We start from the raw sequence: 24,317 nt of genomic DNA on the forward strand, positions 1-24,317 counted from the left end.
CCAATAATCGCGGCTCTCTAAAAACAAACCGTTGTCCTAACTTCTCACTCTTCTCATTGGAGGAAACCCAAATGTCTCATTTTAGCACTCTTCGCACCAAAATCACCGATGCCGAAATTTTAAAAGCTTCCTTGCGCGACCTGGGTATCAGCGTAAAAACAGAAGCTGATGTACGCGGTTATAACGGTCAGCGTCTTCGTTCCGACATCGTTGCAGTATTGGAAGGCGAATATGACTTGGGCTGGTCTCGCAACAGTGATGGTTCTTTTGACCTAATCGCTGACCTGTGGGGTGTTGCTAAGAAGCACAACCAAACCGAGTTGATCAACTCCATTAACCAAAAATACGCTGTTAACAAAACCTTGGCTGAAGTAAAACAGCGCGGTTTGCAAAACGCCAACGTGAAATTAGTATTGCAATAACAATTTCTCTGCGCGTTCCCAAAGCTGATCGGGTTAACCACGTTATAGCGGTTAACCCGCTTTTTTTATGGGTAGAAGCATCCTTTACACCAAACCAGCTTGAAAAATTTGGGTTGGGGTGAGATTTAATTCAGGAAAGGTTTGGGAGATAATGCGATCGCTGTCGTGAAACTTACTGATTTGGTATTCTCCATCCACTAAGTTACAGACAGAGATGGTTGTTTGTTTGGGGTTGCCGATAAAATTGCGTCCACCCAACGCAGCATAGTCTACAATCCAGTATTCAGGGATACCCATCTCTTCATAATCAGCATATTTTAAGTAGTAATCGTCCCGCCAGTTAGTTGAGACAACTTCAATTATCAAAGGTATTGATGCACCTAAGCTAACGATAGATTCTTTTTTCCATAATGTTTCATTGACGAGATTTGCCTGATTTAGCACCAACACATCAGGAAAATAACCAGAATCTTTTTCCAGAGGTCTAACTATAACTTGGTTGGGGATAATATAGGGGAGGTTTAATCGGTCAAATTCAACCGTGACTTTTCTGGCGATAAAACCCTTGACTTCCTCATGTTCCCCTATTGGTTGTGCCATCTCAACAATGCTTCCATTATGTAATTCGTAGCGTACCGCAGTATTTTCGGGTAGCCAATTGACAAATTCCTCAAATGTTACTGGCTTGGGTATGGCTTGAGTCATAGCTGTTGGAGAATTACTGCTTTGAACATATTATCTCTAATCTAGGGGATTGCGAACAGAGCGTTTTATGTCAGCAGAAATATAAAATCGAGCCATGATATTTAGTTAATAGCAGGCTCTAGAACCACTTTCAACAGCTACTTTCCAGGCTCTAGGTTGAGCTACCAAACCACGTCCATAAAACTGCATGAGTTCGTTTAATCGGTGAACTTCTACAGTTGAGCTAAGATTCCTTGTGATATTAAACTTTCTTTGTTGGCTTCATAAATAATTTTATTTTCAAAAATTTTCCACAGCCAAACCCTTATAGCATTTGAGTTGGTTATAATAATTACCGTTGATTAAATAATAAAAATACTGTCTGCAATGACCCTACAACAAAACCTAAGATTCCTCCTAAAGTAACAATTGCCTGCAACTCATTTTTGACAATTCCTTCAATAGCATTTTCTAAATCAGCAGGTGATGTTGATTTTACGCGGTCAACAATTACTTGATCTATTGATAAAATAGGGATGGTTTGGGCTACAATTTTTTCTAAATCTTTTTCTAAATATCGCTCTAAAATTAGTGCTAATTCTTGACTGACAACTTCTAACGAATTTATAACTACAGGTGAGTTACTTAGACGATTTAACAGTAATTTAGCAATATTTTCCCAATTTACAGACTCAGTTAACCCTTGCAGTAATTCACCACCACTTGTTTGAATGTATTGGCGGACGGTTTCTCGTGTGGTTTTTCGCAGTTGGCGGACTGTCCCAATTGGTAAATTTTGCAATGATAGATTTTGCAGAGTTTTTCTGAGGCGATCGCGCATCTGCAAATCTTGTATTAATTCCTGTAACCTAGCATTGGTGGCTTCTTTTTCATCTAAGCAAAAAGTCCGTAGCCGTGTAAGAGTATTCCGCAAACCAAACAGATTCGCCACTACCCAATAAGTACCACTGGTTTTTTCGCGAAAGCTTTCGTCAATAATTTGAATCGTGCGATCAGTTAAAAAATCTATAATTGCCTGCCTTAACATATCTGGCGGCAAAACTACTTCCAAGAACCAATCAGCCAATCGAGTAGCTTGTTCTTCACTCAGTTGTAACTCTAGTAATATCTGGTCAAAAATTTGATTTATTTGTGCTTCTAAAAAGTCTTCCTGTCTTGCTAGCACCTTCAAGAGACGCGGTAAAGATTCTCCCAACAAATCACGCAGAATCCCCGCCACAATTTTTGTAGTTTTCTGGTTTTTATCGGCTTTAATTTGATCTATAGCCAGTCGCAATAACCAAAGAATTGCTGACTCTACCCGTTCTGTTTCTAATAACCTACGGGCCAGTTTTTGTAACTCATCTGGTGTCAGCAGTGACCCCATGATTGTATCAGAAATATTTTTTGCCAACCGTTCTTGATTCGCAGGAATCAATCCAGGGGTGAATGGTACTCTCCGTCCGGCAATATAAATTGCTCTGTAGGGACGAAATAACATTTTGATGGCTATGTCATTCGTGAAATAGCCAATAATTGCACCCAATACAGGGGGAGATACATAAAGTAAAAGATGAGACCAATCCACAGTTTTTTGGGTGAATAATGAGGAATGGGGACTGGGAATTTTAAATCAGTTATCAGTCATCAGTGAACAGTTATCAATTTACTGGTAACTGTTCACTGATAACTGTTGATACCCAATGCCCAATTACCTATTTAATAATTACCAATATTCCCATCATACCGTTCGCGATGGGGTAGTGTGTGGCTGAGGTAAAACCAACTTGGTAGGCTAACTCTACTTGCTCTCTCCCTTGGGGAAAGCGATCTAAGCTGGGGCTGATGTAGGCATATTCTTCTTTCATACCCATATGCTCGGCCATCGGCACAACTATATGATCTAAATACCATTGCTGAAAGGTGCGGAATTGGTGATTTGTAGGGCGATGAAAGTCTAAAATGGCTGCCCGCGCACTAGGTTTGAGGACACGGTGTAATTCTTGCAGACTACGGCGAATATCTGTTACATTTCTTAAACCATAGCCCATTGTTGCGGCATCAAAGTGATTGTCATCAAAGGGTAAATTCAGTACATCTGCTTCTACCCAAGAGAGGGCAAATTGGGGGTAATGTGTTTGAGAGCGTTCTTTTGCCATTGTTAGCAGGTTGCAGGAAAAGTCTACTCCGTAAATTTTTCCTGTTGTTCCTGCACGTCTAGCCAAACTTAAGGCTAAATCACCACTCCCACAACATAAGTCGAGGCAAGTATCTCCAGGTTTAGCCGCACTCCATTTGATAGCCATTTCTTTCCATATGCGGTGTTGTCCCAGGCTTAACCAATCGTTGAACTGGTCGTACACTGGGGCAATACGGTCAAAAATGGCACGGATTTCGTTACTCATTAGTCATTAGTCAATGGTCATTAGTTATCTTATAGCTTGTGCCTAAGCCTGGCGATTAATCGCGTCAATACTTCCCATATCCCCATTTTCTCATGCAAGCCTCCCTAGAACAAGTTGCCCAAATTAATGTGCTTGCTGGTTTACCACTGGCAGATCAGGTAAGTTTACAACGCCATACCCTAGTGCAGAGCTACAGCAAAGGTGAGATTATTCTCCATGAGGGCGATCGCCTACCTGCAAAATTGTATGCTGTGGTCAGTGGTACAATTCAAATCACCAAAACTGCGACCACAGGTAAAGAAACCATTCTACGGAATTTAGCAGATGGAGAAATTTTTGCTGCACCAGCTTTGTTAGGAAATGGTACTTCTCCAGCCACTGTTATGGCTGAGTCTGATTGTGAAATACTCACTGTTGAAAGAGATGCTTTATTAAAGGCGATTCAACATATTACCTAGACCTCATGTATTTTATTTAAATTTAAGTATGCCGAATAGTACGATGAAGATTGCAAGTACCATCAGAATGCAATAATAGTAAATTCATATAAATTGTTTATGTATCCTAGATATTTATACGTAAATTCATGAATTTCGGGACTTCCAAATACCCGAATTTTATCGAAATTAAAGTCCGGTGGGCAATGCGGAAAATTTACGTTTTCGCCATTGCCCACTGTAGAATTATTGAGAATGCTGCAAGATAGGAGCATATCTATCTTGTTCACGAGCAGCGACAACTAAAACTAAGCATAGAGCTGCGATCGCTTTTTGCCATTGTTTTTTTACCTGCACATCTTCTACACCATCAAACAACCCGACTAAGCGAGGGATAGCAGCTTCTAAAGCCAGACGAGGTACTGGACGATGTAAATCAACTAAGTTCATCAAACTTTCCTGGCGATTTACAAAACCAATCACCCATGTAGTCGTGTGATTTGGACTATCAGGAACACGTTTGACTCCCAACTCATTTTTGAGCCAGGTGTAAAAAGGTGGTAGTTCCTGCGCTAAAACTGCGCCTGCTGTAGGTAAGGTTTGTTTAAGTAAATCGATGTCTAAACTTTCTAGTTCTCGTTGTAATTCAGGAGATACAAGCACTTCAGTTAATGGTTTAGCGATAATTGCGTCTAACTGAGTTGAGGAAAGGTCTAAATGTTGGACAAAAGTCGTCAGTAGTGATTGCATTTTACAAAACTCCGAAAATAATTATTAGCTATCTGCTGCTTTCTCAGAAAGAGTAAGTAGAAAGGCGAGATTGTCTTCAGCTTTTAAAGCATGAGGTGCATTAGCAGATATCAAAACGAAAACACCAAGTTCTAAAGCAATTTTTTCTCCTGATAATGTGAGTAAACCTCTGCCATCAAGTACATTTATCGTTGCATTGCGAGTTGATGTATGTTCAGAGATTTCAGCATTAGCAGCTAGACAAAATAAAGTATATTGACAAGCTTTATCTTGAAAGATAACTTTGCTGAGAATTCCCGCACTGGGATATTCAATCTGTTGTTGTAGTTGAGTGACAAAAGATTGATGAGTGATAATTTGAGAAGTCATAATTTTGGGAAAGGGTAATGATGAGAAATTTTAATTAGCAACAGCACACAAAATTATGTAGCCTAATTCATCATGATATTGATGAAATATTCGGTGCATTTCTAAAACTCTTTTACGGATAGATGTTTGCGTCAAAACATTCCAAAAAATCTGTAATGTATTGAAAAAGCCTTCATCTTGAAGAATCTGCTTTAAGTTCAATAAATTCATCGAACCTGTTTGATGTTTCGCTATTTTTAATCCAGAAGTAGCAAAAGCATCAATCCAGTTATTTTCTGAAAGTGGTGTAGAATTAACTTTAATAACTCTGGCTAAATCCGTGTGTATTTCTGCTTCTTTAGCACGAGCTAATAATTCATGGGAGAGAAATTTACCCCCCGGTTTTAATCTTTTATGAATTTCTGTTAATAGCTTGGTCTTTCCTACAGGGGATTGCATGGTAAGAATAGCTTCTGCTAAAACATAGTCAAATTGCCCCAAGGTGTCATCTAGATGAAAAATATCGCCTTGAATAATTTTGATTTGATTTTCTAAACCAGCAGCCCGGATATTAGCGCAGGCTTTAGCTACACTCTCAGGATTTTTTTCTATTCCTAATACTTTAACATTGTAATGTTGAACCAGATAAATTGCACTATAACCAAAGCTAGAAGCTAATTCTAAAACTGTTGCGCCTGGTTGAAAATTAGCCCACTGCAATAATGTTTCTGTAGCTATTCTGCCACCGGGACGTAGATATTTTTTACCTGCGGCTGCTAGAACTTGGTGTCCGCTAGCTGTTTGCAAATTAAGGGTAGTATTGGTCATTTATTTGACCCCTGAAACTTATCTATCCCTAATATGCCAGGAATTTATTATCTCGTCTTTGAGGTAGCTCAAAGAAGGAAGATTAAATTGCTTTTAAGAAATCTAGGTGATAGGTGACAGGTGACAGGTGACAGTGAGAGGATGTTTGAAAAGTCTGTTTCTTTGTCATGTTGTAGCTTGCTTCTCCGCAGGAGTATGCAGCGTAGCGGAATGAAACATCTGGTGTATGTGCCACAAAGCCTAGATTCTTCCTTACAGTTCCTACCCTTCGGGAACGCTGGCGCGAACGCTTCGCTCAGGACTCCAGTCAGAATGACATTTTTATACCTCATGAAACTTTTCAAACAACCTCTGAAGAGGGAAGTAATTTTAGGGTGGGCAATGCTAACGAGAGGAAAATAAGTGCTTCAGCTAATTTTCAGGATTGCCCACCTGACAAAACCGACAAGAAAAAACTGGTGCAAGATTTCTGATTACTTACATTTTGACCCTTGCGGAGTGGCATCAGGGTAGAAAGTAACAATCGCCTGATTTTTTCTGACAAAAACAGTAGGAAAAGTTTTGCCTGTGTCCTCGTCACGCACGTTGTAAATACAAGCCCCTTCTGTATTTTTTTGTTTTTTAAATGCTAGGGTTGCATCGACAAGCATTTCTTCGGCGTTGCTGAGGTAGCTGTAACCTTTGATGACATCTTTTATTGTCTGATTACCTTGATTAATAACTACACCCATTGTATAAATTACCCCAGGAACAACTTCTTCTCTCTGGCGATTATTGGGTAATCTACCGCCAATTCCTTGATTTTGAATTTGCAAATATCTGCCGTAAAAATGCAAGCCACCAATGTCATTGGCGTTATATATTTCCCCACAAAAGATGTGTTCAAAGCCTCGACGCTTAAACCAAATATTAGTTAAGTCTTCGAGAAATTGTGTTTTACTTTTGCGTCCTGGGAATATTTCACCGCCGCTAACTGTTTGCAGTTTTTGTAATACCTCTGGGTAAGAAGATAATAACTGTTGAAATTTATTCTGGCTCACTCTTGTGCCAATAGCACCACAGGTATTAAGTACAGCTTTGTCAAAAGCATTTAACTTTGGTGCTGGCGGTGTAATATCTACCTGTTGTCCTCTGGGAAAATTTACAGGAACTGGGTTATCTACGTCATCAAAAAATGGTAATAGTTCTTGTTCTGGCTGCGCTGCAACTGGATTTTGCCAATAAAGTGGGCTAGTCAGCAATAAAACAGTAAACATCCTCAGAATTTTTTGGACTCTCAGGTTTGACATAGATTTAAATGTAGTGTTTTGCTGACAATCTAACACCAAAAAACAAAGACGCAAAGCACTTTTTAGTACATTTGCGTCTTTTTGAAGGATTTAAAAGAATTTTTTAAACTTTCTTTAACCAGCTAAACATCGCCCGTAAATCTTTACCTACTTCTTCAATGGGGTGTTCGGCTTCTTGACGACGCATGGAGGTAAATCCAGGTTTACCAGCTTGGTTTTCTAATACGAATTCCCGTGCAAATTGTCCAGATTGAATTTCGCTGAGAATCTTCTTCATTTCAGCTTTGGTTTGGGCGGTGACAATCCGTGGGCCACGGGTATAATCGCCGTATTCAGCAGTGTTAGAAATACTATCGCGCATTGTGGCTAAACCGCCTTCAACAACCAAGTCAACAATTAGCTTAACTTCGTGTAGACATTCAAAATAAGCCAATTCTGGTTGATAACCGGCTTCGACTAAAGTTTCAAAGCCAGCTTTAATCAAGGCACTCAAACCACCGCACAATACGGCTTGTTCGCCGAACAAATCGGTTTCAGTTTCTTCGCGGAAAGTGGTTTCGAGAATACCCGCGCGAGTCCCACCGATACCTCTAGCGTATGCCATTGCGCGATCGCGTGCTTTACCTGTGGCATCTTGATAAACTGCAAACAACGCTGGTACACCTTGACCTTGTTCGTAAGTGCGTCGTACCAAATGCCCAGGGCCTTTGGGTGCAACCATTACTACGTCTACATTAGCAGGGGGTACAACTTGTCCGAAGTGAATATTAAAGCCGTGGGCAAAGGCTAAAACATCGCCTTCTTTGAGATTTGGTTCAATTTCGTTTTTATAAACTGTTTTTTGGACTTCATCGGGTAATAAAATCATGATGAAGTCAGCAGCATTGGCAGCATCTGCCACATTTTTTACAGTTAACCCAGCTGCTGTGGCTTTTTGTTCCGACTTACTACCCGGATATAGCCCCACAATTACATTCAAACCACTATCTTTCAAATTCAGGGCGTGGGCATGACCTTGAGAACCATAGCCGATAATTGCGATGGTTTTTCCAGCCAAAAGGTCTAAATTGGCATCTGAGTCATAGTACATCCGGGCCATATGAAGTCTCTCCTGTCAGCAAGCTTTGTCATGTATTGGCAGGTTTTTGATTGTACCTCAAATCATGTCACTACGGACGAACAATTAATTTTGGGGATTGGGGACTGGGGACTGGGGATTGGGGATTGGGGACTGGGGAGAATTTTTCACCACACAGCACTCACCACACAGCACTCATTACTCATTACTCATTACTCATTACTCATTACTCATTACTCATTACTCATTACTCATTACTCAGCACTCAGCACTCATCACTCATCACTCAGCACTCAGCACTCAGCACTCTTACGTTTGTTGATCAATTTTTCTAACTTCTGCTTCAGATAGTTTCACATCTACAGCACGGATAGAGTCTTCAATGCTGTAAATTTTGCTTGCGCCGGGGATTGGTAAAATACAGGGGGACTTGGAACGCAACCAAGCCAACACAATACAGTATACTGATACGCCCTTTTGCTTGGCTAGTTGTGCGATCGCTGGAATATCTTCTAAGTTTTTATGGCGACGACTACCACCAAAGGGACTCCAAGGTAAAAAGGTTAATTCTTCTTGTTCGCAATACTGTAATACGCCGTCTCTTTCTGGCTGACGTTCCCACGGGTTGTATTGATTTTGGACTGAGACAATATCTACCACCTCCCGCGCCTGTTTAATTTGTTCCACAGAAAAGTTAGATACTCCCACAAACCGAATCAAACCATTCTGCACAGCTTCTTTAACTGGCGCGAGGGATTCTGCAATGGTGTATTGTGGGTCTGGTGAGTGATATTGCCACAAATCAAGCGGTTTTTCACCCCCCAAAGCCTCAAAACTGACGCGAATGGTTTGGCGCAGGTGTTCTGGATTTCCGTTACGTACCCAAGTCTGATTCGGACGCATTAAACCGCCTTTAGTCGCCACAATCACTTGGCTAACGTCACCTTGGTAACTGCTAAGTGCTTTGTGAATGAGTCGTTCATTGTGGTGTTTGTCTGATTCATCTTTGCAATAGGAGTCAGCAGTGTCAATGAACGTGATACCCAAATCTAAAGCCCGATGGATAACTTGAATTGATTGCGATTCGGGGGGATGGTTATATATTGACATCGGCATAGCACCCAAACCAATCGCACTGACAAAGATACCTGTTGTTCCTAGTTGTTGAGTTTCCATGCTTCTCGCCTGACTATATAGCATTATTAACTATTTATTAGCGAGTTTAAGCTATGTTGGCAATTTGTCTAGAGAAATAGAGATAGGGAAAGAGGTATTTTCTTGAGAGTAGCCACTCTAGCAGCGCACCACCCGCTAAGAATCAATTCAAAATTCAAAATTCAAAATTCAAAATAAAACACACACCTCCTTCCCTTCTATCCTGTCACCTGTCCCCTATCCCCTGTCCCCTATCCCCTGTCACCTGTCACCTATGATTCTGTAGACTCAATTAACTTGAAACCCCAAGGCTTCAAAGCTGCGATCGCTATTTCTGGATTTATACCTTCATAAGCCTCCCATTCATAGGGGTGTTCCTTGGGGTGTCCGTCGCCAACGTTACCTGCAACTTTGATCACGGGAAAATTCGCCACGCGATCGCGTTCCATTCCTTTTGGTACGACTAGCCGGATTTTATAACCAACAAACTTCGACACACCTGAATTAGCTACAGATTCACGGACTAAACAGATGTCACCAGCAGTCCCCCAAGTAGTTTGATAGATGTAGAGGAATGATATATAGGTGTCTGGTTTGATGGATCTTTTTAGAACTTGCATTATCTGTAATCCTTACACTAAGAGAGAAAAATCATAGGAGTATCTTCTATGATTGGCTACAACTAATTTAATTTTGCAACCCCGACAAAATAAAGTTTATGGCGTTTTTATAGCAATCGTGCGGAAACTTCCCGAAGACAAAAGTATTCCCCACTCGTGATCAGCAAAGCGATCGCTTGGTTTCCTCTTACCTAGTTTACTCAAACTCTCACTAAACTCTCCCAATTGTGGAAAATAATAGATCAAGTGGAGTAACACAAAACTCACTTAGTTTGCTTATTTCCTCTTTTGAAAATATGACCCATCCTTTTCTTAAACATTTGCGTAGTCCAGATCGCCCGGTGATCGTCTTTGACGGTGCAATGGGGACTAACCTGCAAACCCAAAACCTCACGGCTGAAGACTTTGGCGGGGCGCAGTATGAAGGCTGTAATGAATACCTAGTCCACACGAAACCGGAAGCTGTTGCTAAGGTTCACCGTGACTTTCTCGCTGTGGGTGCAGATGTCATCGAAACTGATACTTTCGGTGCTACGTCGATTGTGTTAGCAGAATATGACCTAGCAGACCAGACTTACTACCTGAACAAAAAAGCCGCCGAATTAGCGAAAAGTGTCGCTGCGGAATTTTCCACCCCGGAGAAACCCAGGTTTGTGGCTGGTTCTATCGGCCCGACAACCAAACTACCAACTTTGGGACACATTGACTTTGATACTTTAAAAACATCTGTTGCGGAACAAGCTGAAGCCTTGTTTGATGGTGGAGTTGATTTATTTATTATCGAAACTTGCCAAGATGTGCTGCAAATCAAAGCAGCTTTGAATGGAATAGAAGAAGTCTTTGCCAAAAAAGGGGAACGAATACCCCTGATGGTTTCTGTGACAATGGAAAGCATGGGGACAATGCTGGTAGGTTCAGAAATCAGTGCGGTGTTGACGATTTTAGAACCTTACCCAATTGATATTCTCGGTCTAAACTGTGCCACTGGGCCAGATTTGATGAAACCACACATCAAATATTTATCCGAACATTCGCCATTTGTGGTTTCTTGCGTTCCCAATGCGGGTTTACCGGAAAATGTTGGTGGTCAAGCACACTACCGCCTAACACCAATAGAATTACGCATGGCGTTGATGCACTTTGTTGAAGATTTGGGTGTCCAAGTGATTGGGGGTTGCTGTGGGACACGTCCAGAACACATTCAACAATTGGCTCAAATTGCTCAAGAACTCAAGCCAAAAGTTAGACAACCGAGTTTAGAACCAGCAGCCGCATCAATTTATTCTACTCAACCCTATGACCAAGATAATTCTTTCTTGATTGTGGGTGAACGTCTGAACGCCAGTGGTTCTAAAAAGTGCCGTGATTTGTTAAATGCGGAAGACTGGGACGGACTGGTATCAATGGCTAGGGCGCAAGTTAAGGAAGGCGCGCATATCCTAGATGTCAACGTTGATTATGTAGGACGGGACGGCGTGCGGGATATGCACGAGTTAGTTTCGCGCATTGTCAATAATGTCACGCTACCCTTAATGCTTGACTCCACTGAATGGGAAAAAATGGAGGCGGGTTTAAAGGTGGCTGGGGGTAAGTGTTTGCTGAACTCCACCAACTACGAAGACGGCGAACCGCGCTTTTTAAAGGTGCTGGAAATAGCGAAGAAATACGGTGCAGGTGTCGTCATTGGCACAATTGACGAAGAAGGCATGGCGCGGACAGCCGAGAGGAAGTTTCTAATTGCCCAACGTGCTTACCGCCAAGCTGTAGAGTATGGTATACCTGCCACGGAAATATTCTTTGATACCCTAGCCCTACCTATTTCTACGGGGATTGAAGAAGACCGAGAAAATGGCAAGGCAACCATTGAATCGATTCGCCGCATTCGCCAAGAATTGCCGGGATGTCACGTTATTTTAGGGGTATCGAATATATCCTTTGGTTTGAATCCCGCCTCACGCATGGTGCTAAATTCAACATTCTTGCATGAGGCCATGTTAGCGGGAATGGATGCTGCGATCGTTAGTGCTAGCAAGATTTTACCACTATCTAAGATTGAAGCCCGCCATCAAGAAGTTTGTCGGCAGTTAATCTATGATGAGCGCAAATTTGAGGGTAATGTTTGCGTTTACGACCCCTTGGGAGAACTGACTAAATTATTTGAAGGTGTCAAAACCAAACGCAACGCAGGGGTTGATGAAAGCTTACCCATCGAAGAACGGCTCAAACAACATATCATCGACGGTGAACGCATCGGCTTAGAAGCACAGTTGACTAAAGCCTTAGAGCAATATCCCCCCTTAGAAATTATCAACACCTTCCTGCTAGATGGGATGAAAGTTGTGGGTGAGTTGTTCGGTTCAGGGCAAATGCAACTACCATTTGTATTACAGTCTGCGGAAACCATGAAAGCGGCTGTAGCCTATCTTGAACCATTCATGGAAAAGTCAGAATCTGGGAATAACGCCAAAGGAACTTTTCTCATTGCTACCGTTAAAGGCGACGTTCATGATATTGGTAAAAACCTCGTCGATATCATCTTATCTAACAACGGTTACAAGGTGATTAACCTGGGAATTAAACAACCAGTAGAAAATATCATCGAAGCTTACAATCAACACAAAGCTGATTGTATTGCTATGAGTGGTTTGTTGGTGAAATCCACCGCCTTTATGAAAGAGAACTTGCAGGTATTCAACGAAAAAGGTATTACCGTACCTGTAATTTTAGGTGGTGCGGCACTAACTCCCAAATTTGTGCATCAAGATTGTCAAAACACCTATAAAGGTAAGGTTGTTTACGGCAAAGATGCTTTCTCGGACTTGCATTTCATGGATAAATTAATGCCAGCAAAAGCATCTGGTAATTGGGATAACTTACAAGGATTTCTAGATGAAGTAGAAACTGAAGAAGCAAAAATTATTTCTGAACAGCCAGAAACTAAAAAGACTTCACTCAAAACTCAGAAATTAGAACTCAGCACTGAAGTAGATACCCGACGTTCCGAAGCTGTAGCGGTAGACATACCACGTCCCACGCCGCCGTTCTGGGGAACGCAACTGTTACAACCTAATGATATTCCCATCGAGGAAATATTCTGGCATTTAGACTTACAAGCCTTAATTGCTGGACAGTGGCAATTCCGCAAGCCAAAGGAACAATCTAAGGAAGAATATCAGGCTTTCTTGCATGAGAAAGTATATCCCATTTTGGAAAATTGGAAGCAGCTAATTATTGCCGAAAATCTGTTGCATCCCCAGGTAATTTACGGCTATTTCCCTTGTCAGTCTGAGGGGAATACTTTGTATATCTATGAAAACAATAGTGAAGATAAGAAGGAAGTAGCTAAGTTTGAGTTTCCCCGTCAAAGGTCATCAAGAAAACTGTGTATTGCAGATTTCTTTGCCCCAAAGGAGTCGGGAATCATTGATGTTTTCCCCATGCAGGCGGTGACTGTGGGGGAAATTGCCACAGAGTACGCTCAAAAATTGTTTGCCAATAATCAATACACTGATTATCTGTATTTTCACGGGATGGCGGTGCAAGTGGCAGAAGCAGTGGCTGAATGGACACACGCTAGAATTCGCCGTGAATTAGGATTTGGTGCGTCAGAGCCCGATAACATTCGGGATATATTGGCACAGCGTTATTGTGGTTCGCGGTATAGTTTCGGCTATCCGGCTTGTCCAAATATTCAAGACCAATACAAGCAACTGGAATTGTTGCAGACTGACAGAATTAACTTGTATATGGATGAAAGTGAGCAACTTTATCCAGAACAGTCTACAACGGCGATTATTGCCTATCACTCAGTAGCGAAGTATTTCACTGCTTAATTTTGCCAATAGTCGGTGTTAGGTAACAGCAAAAATGGGGAAAGCATTAAATAGCTTTCCCCATTTATTTGGACTAAAAATATAGGTACAAGAACCCCACCCCCAACCCCCTCCCCGCAGGCAAGGAGGGGGCTATGATATACCTGTTCTCATTTAACTGACTTCTGTAACAGTTCTGCCATACCAATATTTCCCTGTAAGCCGCCTGTGTGGACTAAGAGTAGGCGATCGCCACCCAAATCTCCTTTACGTATTAAATCTATCACACCATAAAACATTTTTGCGGTATATACGTAATCAAGTGGGATGCCGTGAATTTGAGTAAAATCATGACTAAATGATACAAGCTGATCATTTACCTTGGCATAACCACCGAAGTGATAATCACATACTAATTCCCAAGGTGCGGGAGTGCTGGATGGTGCGGGTAGTCCAGAGGCGAGGTACTGCGTTAGTAGGTTGGTGATATCTTGTCTGAGAAAGTCGCCATTTTTCAACACAGGGAAACCAAGCGATCGCTGTTTTGGTTGTAGCGAAAGTGTCAACCCAGCTAAAGTAGTAGCTGTCCCACAAGCTACACAGATAGTATCAAATCCTGCTGTAACTTCAGAAAGTATCTCTGTACACCCGCGCACACCATTAAGATTACAACCACCTTCAGGAATGATAAAAACCTCACCAAAACGCTGGCGTAAGTCTGCGTGTAATTCTGGGGTGTGGCGTTGACGGTAAGTTTCGCGGTCAATATATACTAGCTGCATCCCTTGTTCCACAGCAAAACTTAAGGTGGGGTTTAAAGGAAGCCGTTCTTCACCACGAATCACGCCAATAGTGCGAAAACCTAAAAGATTCCCAGCCGCAGCCGTTGCATAGATGTGATTAGAATAAGCACCGCCAAAGGTGAGAATTGTGGTGTAATTTTCTTCTTTGGCTGCTAATAGGTTGTATTTCAGCTTGAACCACTTGTTACCATTTACCCAAGGGTGCATTAAATCAAGGCGCAGCACAGAGACTTCCACCCCAGCGCGACTAAATATTTCGCTGTTGATTTGCTGTGTGGGAGGTGGGATTAAACTCAAGGACATAAAATTGGTGATTGGGGATTATACTAACGCTTGACGGTAGTAACACAAAACGATAGTATTATATTGTGATTGTAAGTTTCAAATCTGAAGAGACAAAGCTCATTTTTGATGGCTTTATATCTGCTGAATACCCGCCAGATATTCAAAAAGTTGCTTTACGAAAGCTGCTGATGCTGAATGCAGCAACATCAATTCAAGACTTGCGCGTTCCACCAGGTAATCGATTGGAAAAGCTAGTTGGGGACAGACAAGGACAATATAGCATTCGTATTAATGACCAGTGGCGAATCTGCTTTGTCTGGAGTAATGAAAATAATGCGGATGAAGTTGAAATTGTAGACTACCACTGAGTAAAAAATGATAATGAATAGTAATTGTTTACCAAATATCCATCCAGGCGAAATTCTGCAACTAGAATTTTTAGAGCCATTGAATATTACCCCTTATCGGTTGAGTAAAGATATAGGTGTCACTCAGACAAGAATTGGCGAAATTTTATCAGGTAAACGCAGTATTACAGCAGATACAGCTTTGCGTTTATCGCGTTATTTTGGTAACAGTCCCCAGTTTTGGCTGAATTTGCAAATGCAATATGATTTACGTCAAGCTTGGGTAGAAAAGGCAGATGTTTACAACCAGATTCCTGTGAATCCGTTTAATAGTGTAGCTTAATAGGTATCTAACCGCAGCTCAACTTGCATCCTCAGCAGTGGTTGTGAATAATACATAGGTAAAACAATATTAATTCAAGCTCCCGAATTTATCCGTGGGGTAATTAATTTTGAATTTTGTAGGCTTGCCTTTCCTACGGAACGCTACGCGAACCCGTAGGGTATTTTGAATTTTGAATTTGGAGCGCAGCGACGTGACCACTGTAATCTTTGTACACGGCACAGGGGTAAGGGGACGGGAATATGAGGAAACTTTTCAGATAATTGAGCAAAAAATTCACGCCCACAATGCAGATATTACAGTTGCGCCTTGTGTTTGGGGTGATGTGTTCGGCACAAAGTTAAATGCTAACGGTGCATCAGTGCCTTTGTATGATGGGACACTGGCTTTAGATGAGGTGGAGACAGAAGACCCAGATGTTGTCCTGTGGGGTGAATTATACCGCGATCCTTTGTATGAATTGCGCCTGCTCTCATTAAAATCGATTGAGGAAGGTAGCTCAAATCCTTTTGAGGAACAGCCCGCAGATAGGTTACAGAGGCAAGTTGAGAATTTTACACCTACCCCCGAATTGGAAGCGGAATTGTCCAAAGCGGGAATTACTGGAGTGTTTAGAGAAGCGCGAGAGGTGGTGATTCACTCTCAGGCTTATGAGGAAGTTTTACCCATAGTTAGCGAATCTGATTTAAATGAGTATTCGGCAGTTGTAGCTAGGGCAATTGTCGCCGAAGCAATGTTGATTAGTGAACAACAGGAAAGATTTCCGCCCATACTCACCGATGCAAAATTGCGAGACAAAGTTGTAGAATCCCTGGTTTTGACTTTAGCTGAGGCGCAGTTAGGTTTGGGTAATTGGTTAGTCAAGCCATTGCTGCACCTGGGAACAAATTATGTCAAGCGCAGGCGTGGTGCTGTGACTGATAAGGTTTCGCCTATGCCCTCTGATATCCTGTTTTATCAGACGCGGGGGAAGAAAATTCGGGCTTTTATCAAAGAACAAATCGCCCAAGCTGAACCGCCAGTAGTGTTACTCGCCCATAGTTTAGGGGGAATCGCTTGTGTAGATTTGCTGGTGCAGCAACCACTGTCTCAGGTGGAATTATTAGTTACGGTGGGTTCTCAAGCACCGTTTTTATATGAGATTAACGCTCTGTACAGTCTAGAATATGGTCAACCATTGCCGGAATATTTCCCGGAATGGTTAAATATTTATGATTTACGGGATTTCCTCAGCTACGTTGGTAGTAGAATTTTTCCTAATGTTGAGGATGTAGTGGTGGATAGTAAACAACCATTCCCCCGTTCTCATGGTGCTTATTGGACAAATGCTAAAACTTGGGAGGCGATTTTTGCGCGGTTGCCGTGATGAACAAAAAGATACCTCTAAGATCCCCGACTTCTCAAAGAAGTCGGGGATCTGAACCCCTCGATTTTCCAAATATTAGCTGAGTAAAGGTAAATTTGATATGTCCTATAAAGTCAGCATTGTCATCGAAAAAGATGAAGATGGATATTATGCTTATTGTCCTGAACTTCCTGGTTGTCAATCTCAAGGTGATTCACTAGCAGAAGTACAAGAAAATATTAAAGAAGCTGTTGAACTGTACATAGAAACATTGTCTCATGCAGAAAAGCAGGCACTTCAAAACAAAGAAATATTAACAATGACGTTGGAGGTTAAAGTTGCCTAAACAGCCTCGCCTCACTGCAATAGAAGCTGAAAGCCTTGAAGCCGAACCTTTATTAGTCGAGGCTTTGGCAATGAGAAAACGCCTGCTGGGGGAAGAACACCCCGATGTGGCAACTAGCCTGAACAATTTGGCTCTACTCTACGATTCCCAGGGAAGGTACAGCGATGCCGAACCTTTGTATATCGAGGCTTTGGCAATGATAAAACGCCTGCTGGGGGAAGAACACCCCGATGTGGCAACTAGCCTGAACAATTTGGCTCTACTCTACGATTCCCAGGGAAGGTACAGCGATGCCGAACCTTTGTATATCGAGGCTTTGGCAATGATAAAACGCCTGCTGGGGGATGAACACCCTTATGTGGCAACTAGCCTGAACAATTTGGCTTACCTCTACCGTTCCCAGGGCAGATACAGCGAAGCCGAACCTTTGTATATCGAGGCTTTGGCAATGATAAAACGCCTGCTGGGGGATGAACACCCCGATGTGGCAATTAGCCTGAACAATTTGGCAGCACTCTACCGTTCCCAGGGCAGGTACAGCGAAGCCGAACCTTTGTATATCGAGGCTTTGGCGATTTTAGAACAACAGTTAGGGGCAAATCATCCCAATACAATTACTGTGCGAAATAATTTGGAATATTTGCGCCGGAATAATTCGTAATTCGTAATTCGTAATGGGCTAACGCCCCGCTCCGCTAACGTAATTAGTAATTTTTAGTTTTGTTAGTCTTTAAACTCCGTGAACGAGTATTTTTGCTCCGTCGATGAGCCTTTGAACTCCGTGAACGAGTATTTTTGCTCCGTCGATGAGCCTTTGAACTCCGTGAACGAGTATTTTTACTCCGTGAACGAGTATTTTTGCTCCGTCGATGAGTCTTTTAACTCCGTGAACGAGTATTTTTACTCCGTTAACGAGCCTTTGAACTCCGTCGATGAGCCTTTGAACTCCGCGAACGAGTATTTTTGCTCCGTTAACGAGCCTTTGAACTCCGTGAACGAGTATTTTTGCTCCGTGAATGAGTCTTTTAACTCCGTCAACGCTCCGATCGCAATAACATTATATTCTTTTCCCTACACCCCTACACCCCTACACCCCTACACCCCTATACCCTTACACCCCTCCCCTATACCCTTACACCCCTATACCCCTTCCCCAATGGCAGATATAATCGAGTTTTACAAAAAAATCTATGGTTGCTGCTAAACGAGTTTATTTATTATTACTTTTGGGTTTAGCGATCGCTCTCCTATTATCCTTTTTCATCAGCATTCCCGCTAGCATCGTTATCACCCTCATCTTTGATATCGCTGTCTTAGCTTTAATGGTTATCGATGGTTTGCGTGTCAAGCCTCTGCGGGTGCAAATCACTCGCCAGTTACCATCCCACTTTTCTATTGGGCGAGATAATCCGGTTGTACTGACAATTACATCCGAGAAAACTAACGCCATCATTCAAATCCGCGACTATTACCCCGCCGATTTTGGCGTATCCACACCTACATTAAATACCACTATTGCCGCCAACACTACCCAAGAATTAACCTACACCGTCTACCCCACACAGCGCGGTGAGTTTAATTGGGGGAATATTCAAGTTAGACAATTAAGCCCTTGGGGTTTAGCTTGGGATGATTGGCAGATTCGCCACGCTACCACAGCTAAAGTTTATCCTGATTTAATCGGATTGCGATCGCTCTCTATCCGCCTGACATTACAATCATCTGGTGCTATCCGCCAATCAAAACGATTAGGTATTGGTACAGAATTCGCCGAACTGCGGAACTATCGCACTGGTGATGATTTGCGCTTGATTGATTGGAAGGCTACAGCCAGGCGAGTGGGGACACATGGAAATACACCGCCTTTGGTGCGGGTGCTAGAACCAGAACAGGAACAAACTTTATTGATTTTACTAGACCGTGGGCGATTGATGACCGCTCAGGTACAGGGTTTGCAACGCTTCGACTGGGGTTTGAATGCAACCTTATCTCTCGCCTTAGCGGGATTACACCGGGGCGATCGCGTGGGTGTGGGTGTATTTGATAACCAAATGCACACATGGATGCCGCCGGAACGGGGACAACATCATTTAAATCAACTCATCGACCGTTTAACCCCCATTCAACCAGTTTTATTAGAATCAGACTACTTGGGGGCTGTAACTCATGTAGTCCAGAAACAAACTAGGCGATCGTTAGTAGTAATTATTACAGACTTAGTAGATGTCACCGCTTCTACTGAACTGCTGGCGGCATTGTCTCGGTTAGCACCCCGCTATCTACCATTTTGCGTCACCCTGAGAGATCCCAAAGTAGATAATTTAGCTCACACTTTTACTGATGATGTGACACAAGCTTACACCCGTGCAGTAGCGTTAGATTTATTAGCACAGCGTCAGGTGGCTTTTGCTAAGTTAAAGCAAAAAGGTGTGTTGGTACTAGATGCGCCAGCTAACCAAATTAGTGATCAACTAGTAGAAAGATATCTGCAACTCAAAGCCCGGAATCAGCTTTAATGCTGATGAAACCCGAAGAAACCCACCCCGCCACAGCTACCCTTTCTCTTCCCTACTCGTTCACCTACAGTGTACACACAAGTTTTGGCGGAGTGTATCTATCCCGCCTCAGAATCAATTCCGAGTCTCATAGCGCAAGTCCTCTAAAGAGGACTAAAAGAGAAATTCCATTTAGTCCACTTGAGTGGACTTTAGCTATTAGCCTAGAACTTAAGTTCTAGGCGGTATCAGGGTTCAGCATGAAGTAAAATCTTTGAGATGTTTCGCTTCGCTCAACATGACAACTTCAGCATTTATGCAAGAGGTTTATAGCGTTTCCTAATCACATGAAGTATATCATAGCCCCCTCCCTGCGGCGGAGAGAAGTCTGAGCGGCGGTTTCCGCCGAACAGAACTTCGGGGGAGGGGGTTGGGGGTGGGGTTCTTGTACCTCACTCAAGCAAGAACTTAAAACGCCACTTTTTTGCTTGAATTTAACTGAAATCCCTGACTAACACCATAGCGAACAGTTTTAAATTCTACATGGTTGCTAGTGGGATTATAAAGAGTATATTTAGCTTCTCCTGGTGTTTTTCCTACATTTCCCACTCCGATAACTTGACGCGGCAAAATTTCCACCCTTTGGGGAGATACTTCACTATCAAGAGTAGTGATACCTGTAGTAACTGAACCTGCTTGCAATTGATATTGAAAAGCCAAACCAGAACGTCCACAAAATAAGTTATTGGCTTGCATTCGTGAGAGGCGGTCAAGCATTTGAATTGGTGGTGTATCAGGTGTTAATTCTTCATCTACAGATACAGTTGTACCGTGAATTAATAAAGAATCTAGTTCAAAAAAACCAAAATCTAGAGTTCTTAGCCATTGTACTGTTTGACGAGAAATAGATTCCCAGAGTAACTTAACAGTTTCTCCGCCATATTTTGCCATTAAATCATCTGCTTCGCCAGTAGACCCTAGACCATGCAAAATAAAACATTGTTCTTCCCACCAACCTTTACAAACGAGTGGTTCTAACTCGCCGCGCCGTGGGTTGCGTACTCGTTCTACTAATTTCTCCGCTTCTGGTCTTGGCCCTACTAAATCACCCAAAATATATAAAGCCTCGACTTGATTAATTTGGCGTTTAATATCTGCTAATACAGCTTCATAAGCCGCTAAATTACCTTCAATTCCGCTTAAGATTGCCCACTTATTCATTTAAATTTTCGCTCTTAAATTACTTTTAAAAGTGCTGAGTTGAGTGCTGAGTGCTGAGTAATGAGTAATGAGTTACTCTACCTTCGAGTCCCCAGTCCCCAGTCCCCAATCCCCAATCCCCAGTCCCCATCATCTAGTACAAACATGGGTTGGGTCGTCAGCCCTTTCTGCGTATTCCAAACCTTGGGCTAAACGCCATGCGAAAATTGCTGGTAAACCTTTTTCGATGATGGCTGCACAGGTTTTGTGATAGTCGTAAGGTACTTCTCTTAAACTTACTGCTTGAGTATCTGTGTCATAAATTACATATGTGGCATTGGGTCGCCCATGTCGGGGTTCTCCGACTGAACCTACATTGACAATTCGCTTGATAGGAGTAGAAAAGTTAATTTCCTTCTCTTCGACTCCCGCACCTTGAACGCGAACTTGCAGACTACCTGCGTCTAAAGTACGGACATAGGGTACATGAGTATGACCGCAAAACAATACATCTGCATCTGCGGAAATTACTCTTTCTAAGGCGGCAAAAGCGTCAAGTTCTGGTAATAAATATTCATGGTTACTTTGGGGGCTACCATGAAAGAAAACCAAATTATCTTGACTTAATCCGTGGGGTAGTTTGGCGAGAAATTCCTGATTTTCGGGATAGAGTTCTTTATGTGTCCATTCGTGGGCTATTTTGCCGCGTTTTTCAGCTAATAGTGAAGGATAACTACAGTCACAGGAATTTAAGCCTTCTACAATATCTTCATCCCAACAACCAGCGCAGGTAGGAATATCTAGAGAACGGATTTGTGTAACTACTGCATTAGGATATGGGCCGTATCCGACTAAATCACCCAGACAAAATATTTTTTCGGCTTTTTGTTGGTCAATATCTAACAAGACTGCATCCAAGGCTTCATAGTTACTATGAATGCAGGACATAACTGCTATTTTCATTCTATAATCTCCTCAACTAAAATTTGTTTTACCTGTTGTTGGTATTGTGCGATCGCAGTTTCTGATAAATAGCAATCTTCTAAGGTTTGTCTCATGGTAGACTCATCTAAATTCTGTCCTAATACCTCCATCCCACTAAATCTTTGCGGTCTACCTTCTAAGTGACGTGGTAAGTCTAATTCCAGAAAATCGATTGTTGGTACACCAGCAACAAAATCTGCATATAGCACCCGACCATCAGCCACATCAAAAATCCCCTTGGCGCGACTCACAAAACCATAAGCACCATGAGTTACTTCGTACCAAAACTCTCGTAAACTGTCTTCATCAATCACTTGGCCACTACTGGGAACACGCCAAAGCTTATTGGCGGTAATATTAGGGTCAATATCTGCACCTTTAATAATTTTGTCTGCCCAAGCATGATACTCAGAATCCTGAAGTTTTGGCGGCAGGATAGCCAAGGCTTGGTAAGATAAACCATCTAATATTTTTTGGATACTACTTAATTCCAGATAAAACCCCAATTCGATATAGACAGTCTCGGCTGTTGCTAATTGGTGCAGAAACTCAACTTCTTGTCCATCCTGAAAAACTTGCACATGAGGAAATTCCGCAGCTAGGCGCGTCTGGTCAATGGGAACGTTTCCAGTCCCAGGGTTAAAATAAATTATATTCTCACTAGCGGTGAGATTCTGCATTTGTTGGCAAATCCAGGTAGTTTTGCCACTGCCAGCCAGTCCAGCCACAACAGTTATATTTAGTACCTTCATTCTTAAATGATAATCATTTTCATGATTTTTGAAAAGCTTTAGTCAATTGGCATAGATAAAGGAGTTACTCATTGACTTTTGACTTCCGCCGACCTGTACTAGGTATCCGAGAATCAAAGAAATCAGCAAACCCTCCACAAAAAACCAGATACATGGCTGAGTACGGTAAATGGCAATACAAAACCCATGAGGTATCCTTTAGAATTGAGCTAAAAAGATATATGAGGAGTCATAAAGATGCAAGGAACATACAATGCTGATAAGCGCAAATTGCTATCATCTTTGAGTCATGGGGCGATTTTCTTTAGTACCACCTTGTTTTCCATTGGAGTTCCCATTGTCATCAACTTACTTTCCGATGACCCGGTTGTCAAAAGCAATGCTAAAGAATCTATTAATTTTCACTTTAATGTTTGGTTTTGGGCAACAGTTATAGGTGTACCCCTAGGTATTATATCTTGGATAACCTTTGGTCTGGGCGGTATTTTGTTTTTCCCTGTGGTGGCTTTGGGTTTTGCACTGCATTGGGGATTGACAATTTGGGCTTTGTTTCATTGTCTTACCCAACCTGATGAACCTTTCCGTTATCCGTTTATTTTTCGACTCTTTTAAAATGACGCTGAGTTATCTGTGTTCAAATAAAGAGTGTAGAGACGCTATTTATCACGTCTCTACAAATAATCAATTTAAAAAGCCGTTTGACGTAATTGATTAGTCACTTTCTCAACAGTATTAATACTTGTGGGACTAATCAACCCGTCATGATGAAAAATATAAACTTGATTATTGCGAGTGGCTTTGAGTTGATTCCAAAAAGGTAACTTTTTAAAATCATCTGGATTTACGGTATCAGATTCCATAATAAATATCTTCTCTGGGTTAGCCGCTAATATTTGTTCTTGAGAAAGAGTCAAATAACCTTGAAACCTGGTATTAGCTTGTAAATCTGCTGTAACGTTTTTGTAATTAAACCTTTCTAGTAAATCTCCAGACCAACTATTTTTATTAGGCGATAATGTTGGCTGAATGCTAACTAATACGACAACAGATTTGCCATTTTCAGGGATTTGAGATATAAAAGATGCGTATTTATCTAAAATAGATTTAGGGTCAGCACCGATACGCCCAGCTAAATCTACTGTCAGATTTTTTAAATCTTGCCAATTTCGAGTCTCATGAGAAATTGTCTTAATTCCTAATTCCTTCAGTCTATTTAAGGCTTGACTTTGAAATGTTTCTGAACCAATCACTAAATCTGGTTTTAAAGCCACAATCTTTTCTAAATTAATATTCCCCCTACCACCAATTCTAGGTAATTCAGCAAATTTAGCTTGCGCCACGACATCAGTATATCTTCCAGAGGGAACGCCTAATAATTTGCTCTTATCCAAGTTGTAAATTAAATCTGCGGACAAAGGTGTTAGTGCTACAACTCTATTGGCTAATTGAATTGGTTGTTGTAAATTATTATCTAGATTCTTCTCTTGATTTGTAGCTGTGTTGTTATTTGGTTGACTGGAACAACCCACTAGATTAAGAGTTACGAAAAAAGTTGTTATCACAGCTATTAGATGTTTATTCATTAATCA

General features: G+C 41.8%; 23 protein-coding genes and 2 pseudogenes. 10 read left to right on the top strand and 15 right to left on the bottom strand.

Features of this window, described 5'->3' with window-relative positions; genetic code table 11:
- Nucleotides 1-71: 71 nt before the first annotated feature.
- Nucleotides 72-422, top strand: coding sequence for a DUF1257 domain-containing protein (locus L6494_RS13615; RefSeq protein WP_190696683.1), 351 nt, complete (start codon nucleotides 72-74; stop codon nucleotides 420-422).
- Nucleotides 423-506: 84 nt separating this feature from the next.
- On the opposite strand, the gene L6494_RS13620 is transcribed toward L6494_RS13615, so the two are convergent.
- From L6494_RS13620 to ubiE, 3 genes are all read right to left on the bottom strand, one after another.
- Complete coding sequence (locus L6494_RS13620) at nucleotides 507-1,127, bottom strand: Uma2 family endonuclease (RefSeq protein ID WP_237988262.1); 621 nt, start codon at nucleotides 1,125-1,127, stop codon at nucleotides 507-509.
- A 331-nt stretch (nucleotides 1,128-1,458) separates the two neighbouring features.
- Nucleotides 1,459-2,694: a DUF445 domain-containing protein gene (locus L6494_RS13625; RefSeq protein WP_237988263.1), complete on the bottom strand. Its 1,236-nt coding sequence runs from the start codon at nucleotides 2,692-2,694 to the stop codon at nucleotides 1,459-1,461.
- 127 nt (nucleotides 2,695-2,821) lie between these two features.
- On the bottom strand, nucleotides 2,822-3,511 hold the full coding sequence (gene ubiE, locus L6494_RS13630; RefSeq protein WP_237988264.1) for a bifunctional demethylmenaquinone methyltransferase/2-methoxy-6-polyprenyl-1,4-benzoquinol methylase UbiE: 690 nt from the start codon (nucleotides 3,509-3,511) through the stop codon (nucleotides 2,822-2,824).
- A 92-nt stretch (nucleotides 3,512-3,603) separates the two neighbouring features.
- Here ubiE and L6494_RS13635 point away from each other — a divergent pair.
- Nucleotides 3,604-3,957: pseudogene (locus L6494_RS13635) on the top strand (cyclic nucleotide-binding domain-containing protein); the annotation flags it as partial.
- Nucleotides 3,958-4,194: 237 nt separating this feature from the next.
- Here the strand turns inward: L6494_RS13635 and L6494_RS13640 are convergent.
- The 7 genes from L6494_RS13640 to L6494_RS13670 all read right to left on the bottom strand — a co-directional run bounded on the left by L6494_RS13640 (nucleotide 4,195) and on the right by L6494_RS13670 (nucleotide 10,016).
- Nucleotides 4,195-4,698, bottom strand: coding sequence for a hypothetical protein (locus tag L6494_RS13640; RefSeq protein ID WP_237988265.1), 504 nt, complete (start codon nucleotides 4,696-4,698; stop codon nucleotides 4,195-4,197).
- Between the two features lie 24 nt (nucleotides 4,699-4,722).
- Nucleotides 4,723-5,067 carry a cupin domain-containing protein gene (locus L6494_RS13645; RefSeq protein WP_237988266.1) on the bottom strand — a complete coding sequence of 115 codons (345 nt, stop codon included), beginning with the start codon at nucleotides 5,065-5,067 and terminating at the stop codon, nucleotides 4,723-4,725.
- A 30-nt stretch (nucleotides 5,068-5,097) separates the two neighbouring features.
- Nucleotides 5,098-5,874: an SAM-dependent methyltransferase gene (locus L6494_RS13650; RefSeq protein WP_237988267.1), complete on the bottom strand. Its 777-nt coding sequence runs from the start codon at nucleotides 5,872-5,874 to the stop codon at nucleotides 5,098-5,100.
- Nucleotides 5,875-6,347: 473 nt separating this feature from the next.
- The gene (locus tag L6494_RS13655) at nucleotides 6,348-7,130 is read right to left on the bottom strand and encodes an EndoU domain-containing protein (protein ID WP_237988268.1); all 783 of its coding nucleotides are present in this window, start codon (nucleotides 7,128-7,130) and stop codon (nucleotides 6,348-6,350) included.
- 136 nt (nucleotides 7,131-7,266) lie between these two features.
- The gene (ilvC, locus tag L6494_RS13660; RefSeq protein ID WP_190703744.1) at nucleotides 7,267-8,262 is read right to left on the bottom strand and encodes a ketol-acid reductoisomerase; all 996 of its coding nucleotides are present in this window, start codon (nucleotides 8,260-8,262) and stop codon (nucleotides 7,267-7,269) included.
- Nucleotides 8,263-8,550: 288 nt separating this feature from the next.
- Nucleotides 8,551-9,417 (bottom strand): aldo/keto reductase, encoded by an 867-nt coding sequence (locus tag L6494_RS13665; RefSeq protein WP_237988269.1) that lies wholly within the window; start codon nucleotides 9,415-9,417, stop codon nucleotides 8,551-8,553.
- A gap of 251 nt (nucleotides 9,418-9,668) precedes the next feature.
- Complete coding sequence (locus tag L6494_RS13670) at nucleotides 9,669-10,016, bottom strand: hypothetical protein (protein ID WP_237988270.1); 348 nt, start codon at nucleotides 10,014-10,016, stop codon at nucleotides 9,669-9,671.
- 296 nt (nucleotides 10,017-10,312) lie between these two features.
- Here L6494_RS13670 and metH point away from each other — a divergent pair, with 296 nt between their 5' ends.
- Nucleotides 10,313-13,849, top strand: a complete 3,537-nt coding sequence (metH, locus tag L6494_RS13675) for a methionine synthase (RefSeq protein ID WP_237988271.1) — start codon at nucleotides 10,313-10,315, stop codon at nucleotides 13,847-13,849.
- Nucleotides 13,850-13,998: 149 nt separating this feature from the next.
- Here metH and L6494_RS13680 read toward each other — a convergent pair whose 3' ends face one another.
- Nucleotides 13,999-14,934, bottom strand: a complete 936-nt coding sequence (locus tag L6494_RS13680; protein WP_237988272.1) for a 1-aminocyclopropane-1-carboxylate deaminase/D-cysteine desulfhydrase — start codon at nucleotides 14,932-14,934, stop codon at nucleotides 13,999-14,001.
- Between the two features lie 65 nt (nucleotides 14,935-14,999).
- On the opposite strand from L6494_RS13680, the gene L6494_RS13685 reads away from it, so the two are divergent.
- The 6 genes and pseudogenes from L6494_RS13685 (at nucleotide 15,000) to L6494_RS13705 (ending at nucleotide 19,813) form a co-directional block, all read left to right on the top strand.
- Entirely contained in the window at nucleotides 15,000-15,284 is a 285-nt protein-coding gene (locus L6494_RS13685; RefSeq protein ID WP_237988273.1) for a type II toxin-antitoxin system RelE/ParE family toxin, read from the top strand.
- A gap of 13 nt (nucleotides 15,285-15,297) precedes the next feature.
- Complete coding sequence (locus L6494_RS13690) at nucleotides 15,298-15,606, top strand: HigA family addiction module antitoxin (RefSeq protein ID WP_237988274.1); 309 nt, start codon at nucleotides 15,298-15,300, stop codon at nucleotides 15,604-15,606.
- 193 nt (nucleotides 15,607-15,799) lie between these two features.
- Nucleotides 15,800-16,972 carry a hypothetical protein gene (locus tag L6494_RS13695; protein WP_237988275.1) on the top strand — a complete coding sequence of 391 codons (1,173 nt, stop codon included), beginning with the start codon at nucleotides 15,800-15,802 and terminating at the stop codon, nucleotides 16,970-16,972.
- 100 nt (nucleotides 16,973-17,072) lie between these two features.
- Complete coding sequence (locus L6494_RS30965) at nucleotides 17,073-17,297, top strand: type II toxin-antitoxin system HicB family antitoxin (protein WP_323269264.1); 225 nt, start codon at nucleotides 17,073-17,075, stop codon at nucleotides 17,295-17,297.
- A gap of 37 nt (nucleotides 17,298-17,334) precedes the next feature.
- Nucleotides 17,335-17,958: pseudogene (locus L6494_RS13700) on the top strand (tetratricopeptide repeat protein); the annotation flags it as partial.
- Nucleotides 17,959-18,487: 529 nt separating this feature from the next.
- The gene (locus L6494_RS13705) at nucleotides 18,488-19,813 is read left to right on the top strand and encodes a DUF58 domain-containing protein (protein ID WP_237988276.1); all 1,326 of its coding nucleotides are present in this window, start codon (nucleotides 18,488-18,490) and stop codon (nucleotides 19,811-19,813) included.
- A gap of 447 nt (nucleotides 19,814-20,260) precedes the next feature.
- Here the strand turns inward: L6494_RS13705 and L6494_RS13710 are convergent, their stop codons facing one another.
- From L6494_RS13710 to L6494_RS13720, 3 genes are all read right to left on the bottom strand, one after another.
- Nucleotides 20,261-21,013 carry a metallophosphoesterase family protein gene (locus L6494_RS13710; protein ID WP_237988277.1) on the bottom strand — a complete coding sequence of 251 codons (753 nt, stop codon included), beginning with the start codon at nucleotides 21,011-21,013 and terminating at the stop codon, nucleotides 20,261-20,263.
- 129 nt (nucleotides 21,014-21,142) lie between these two features.
- A complete protein-coding gene (locus tag L6494_RS13715; RefSeq protein ID WP_237988278.1) occupies nucleotides 21,143-21,955 on the bottom strand; it encodes a metallophosphoesterase family protein in 813 nt (270 codons plus the stop codon).
- Entirely contained in the window at nucleotides 21,952-22,728 is a 777-nt protein-coding gene (locus L6494_RS13720; protein ID WP_237988279.1) for a GTP-binding protein, read from the bottom strand. The genes L6494_RS13715 and L6494_RS13720 overlap by 4 nt, the downstream gene beginning before the upstream one ends.
- A gap of 237 nt (nucleotides 22,729-22,965) precedes the next feature.
- Here L6494_RS13720 and L6494_RS13725 point away from each other — a divergent pair, with 237 nt between their 5' ends.
- Nucleotides 22,966-23,340 carry a DUF4870 domain-containing protein gene (locus L6494_RS13725; protein ID WP_237988280.1) on the top strand — a complete coding sequence of 125 codons (375 nt, stop codon included), beginning with the start codon at nucleotides 22,966-22,968 and terminating at the stop codon, nucleotides 23,338-23,340.
- A gap of 74 nt (nucleotides 23,341-23,414) precedes the next feature.
- Here L6494_RS13725 and L6494_RS13730 read toward each other — a convergent pair whose 3' ends face one another.
- Entirely contained in the window at nucleotides 23,415-24,311 is an 897-nt protein-coding gene (locus L6494_RS13730; RefSeq protein ID WP_237988281.1) for an ABC transporter substrate-binding protein, read from the bottom strand.
- Nucleotides 24,312-24,317 lie beyond the last annotated feature (6 nt).

Origin of the sequence: Nostoc sp. UHCC 0870, assembly GCF_022063185.1 — a bacterium.
GTDB lineage: Bacteria > Cyanobacteriota > Cyanobacteriia > Cyanobacteriales > Nostocaceae > Trichormus.

Excerpts from the sequence above, each read along its gene's own strand:
- L6494_RS13640 (WP_237988265.1), bottom strand. The coding sequence starts at position 4,698 with ATGCAATCACTACTGACGACTTTTGTCCAACATTTAGACCTTTCCTCA.
- ilvC (WP_190703744.1), bottom strand. The coding sequence starts at position 8,262 with ATGGCCCGGATGTACTATGACTCAGATGCCAATTTAGACCTTTTGGCT.
- L6494_RS13720 (WP_237988279.1), bottom strand. The coding sequence starts at position 22,728 with ATGAAGGTACTAAATATAACTGTTGTGGCTGGACTGGCTGGCAGTGGC.
- L6494_RS13715 (WP_237988278.1), bottom strand. The coding sequence starts at position 21,955 with ATGAAAATAGCAGTTATGTCCTGCATTCATAGTAACTATGAAGCCTTG.
- L6494_RS13690 (WP_237988274.1), top strand. The coding sequence starts at position 15,298 with ATGAATAGTAATTGTTTACCAAATATCCATCCAGGCGAAATTCTGCAA.
- L6494_RS13670 (WP_237988270.1), bottom strand. The coding sequence starts at position 10,016 with ATGCAAGTTCTAAAAAGATCCATCAAACCAGACACCTATATATCATTC.
- L6494_RS13665 (WP_237988269.1), bottom strand. The coding sequence starts at position 9,417 with ATGGAAACTCAACAACTAGGAACAACAGGTATCTTTGTCAGTGCGATT.
- L6494_RS13705 (WP_237988276.1), top strand. The coding sequence starts at position 18,488 with ATGGTTGCTGCTAAACGAGTTTATTTATTATTACTTTTGGGTTTAGCG.
- L6494_RS13680 (WP_237988272.1), bottom strand. The coding sequence starts at position 14,934 with ATGTCCTTGAGTTTAATCCCACCTCCCACACAGCAAATCAACAGCGAA.
- L6494_RS13725 (WP_237988280.1), top strand. The coding sequence starts at position 22,966 with ATGCAAGGAACATACAATGCTGATAAGCGCAAATTGCTATCATCTTTG.
- L6494_RS13620 (WP_237988262.1), bottom strand. The coding sequence starts at position 1,127 with ATGACTCAAGCCATACCCAAGCCAGTAACATTTGAGGAATTTGTCAAT.
- L6494_RS13645 (WP_237988266.1), bottom strand. The coding sequence starts at position 5,067 with ATGACTTCTCAAATTATCACTCATCAATCTTTTGTCACTCAACTACAA.
- L6494_RS30965 (WP_323269264.1), top strand. The coding sequence starts at position 17,073 with ATGTCCTATAAAGTCAGCATTGTCATCGAAAAAGATGAAGATGGATAT.
- L6494_RS13710 (WP_237988277.1), bottom strand. The coding sequence starts at position 21,013 with ATGAATAAGTGGGCAATCTTAAGCGGAATTGAAGGTAATTTAGCGGCT.
- metH (WP_237988271.1), top strand. The coding sequence starts at position 10,313 with ATGACCCATCCTTTTCTTAAACATTTGCGTAGTCCAGATCGCCCGGTG.
- ubiE (WP_237988264.1), bottom strand. The coding sequence starts at position 3,511 with ATGAGTAACGAAATCCGTGCCATTTTTGACCGTATTGCCCCAGTGTAC.
- L6494_RS13655 (WP_237988268.1), bottom strand. The coding sequence starts at position 7,130 with ATGTTTACTGTTTTATTGCTGACTAGCCCACTTTATTGGCAAAATCCA.
- L6494_RS13615 (WP_190696683.1), top strand. The coding sequence starts at position 72 with ATGTCTCATTTTAGCACTCTTCGCACCAAAATCACCGATGCCGAAATT.
- L6494_RS13730 (WP_237988281.1), bottom strand. The coding sequence starts at position 24,311 with ATGAATAAACATCTAATAGCTGTGATAACAACTTTTTTCGTAACTCTT.
- L6494_RS13650 (WP_237988267.1), bottom strand. The coding sequence starts at position 5,874 with ATGACCAATACTACCCTTAATTTGCAAACAGCTAGCGGACACCAAGTT.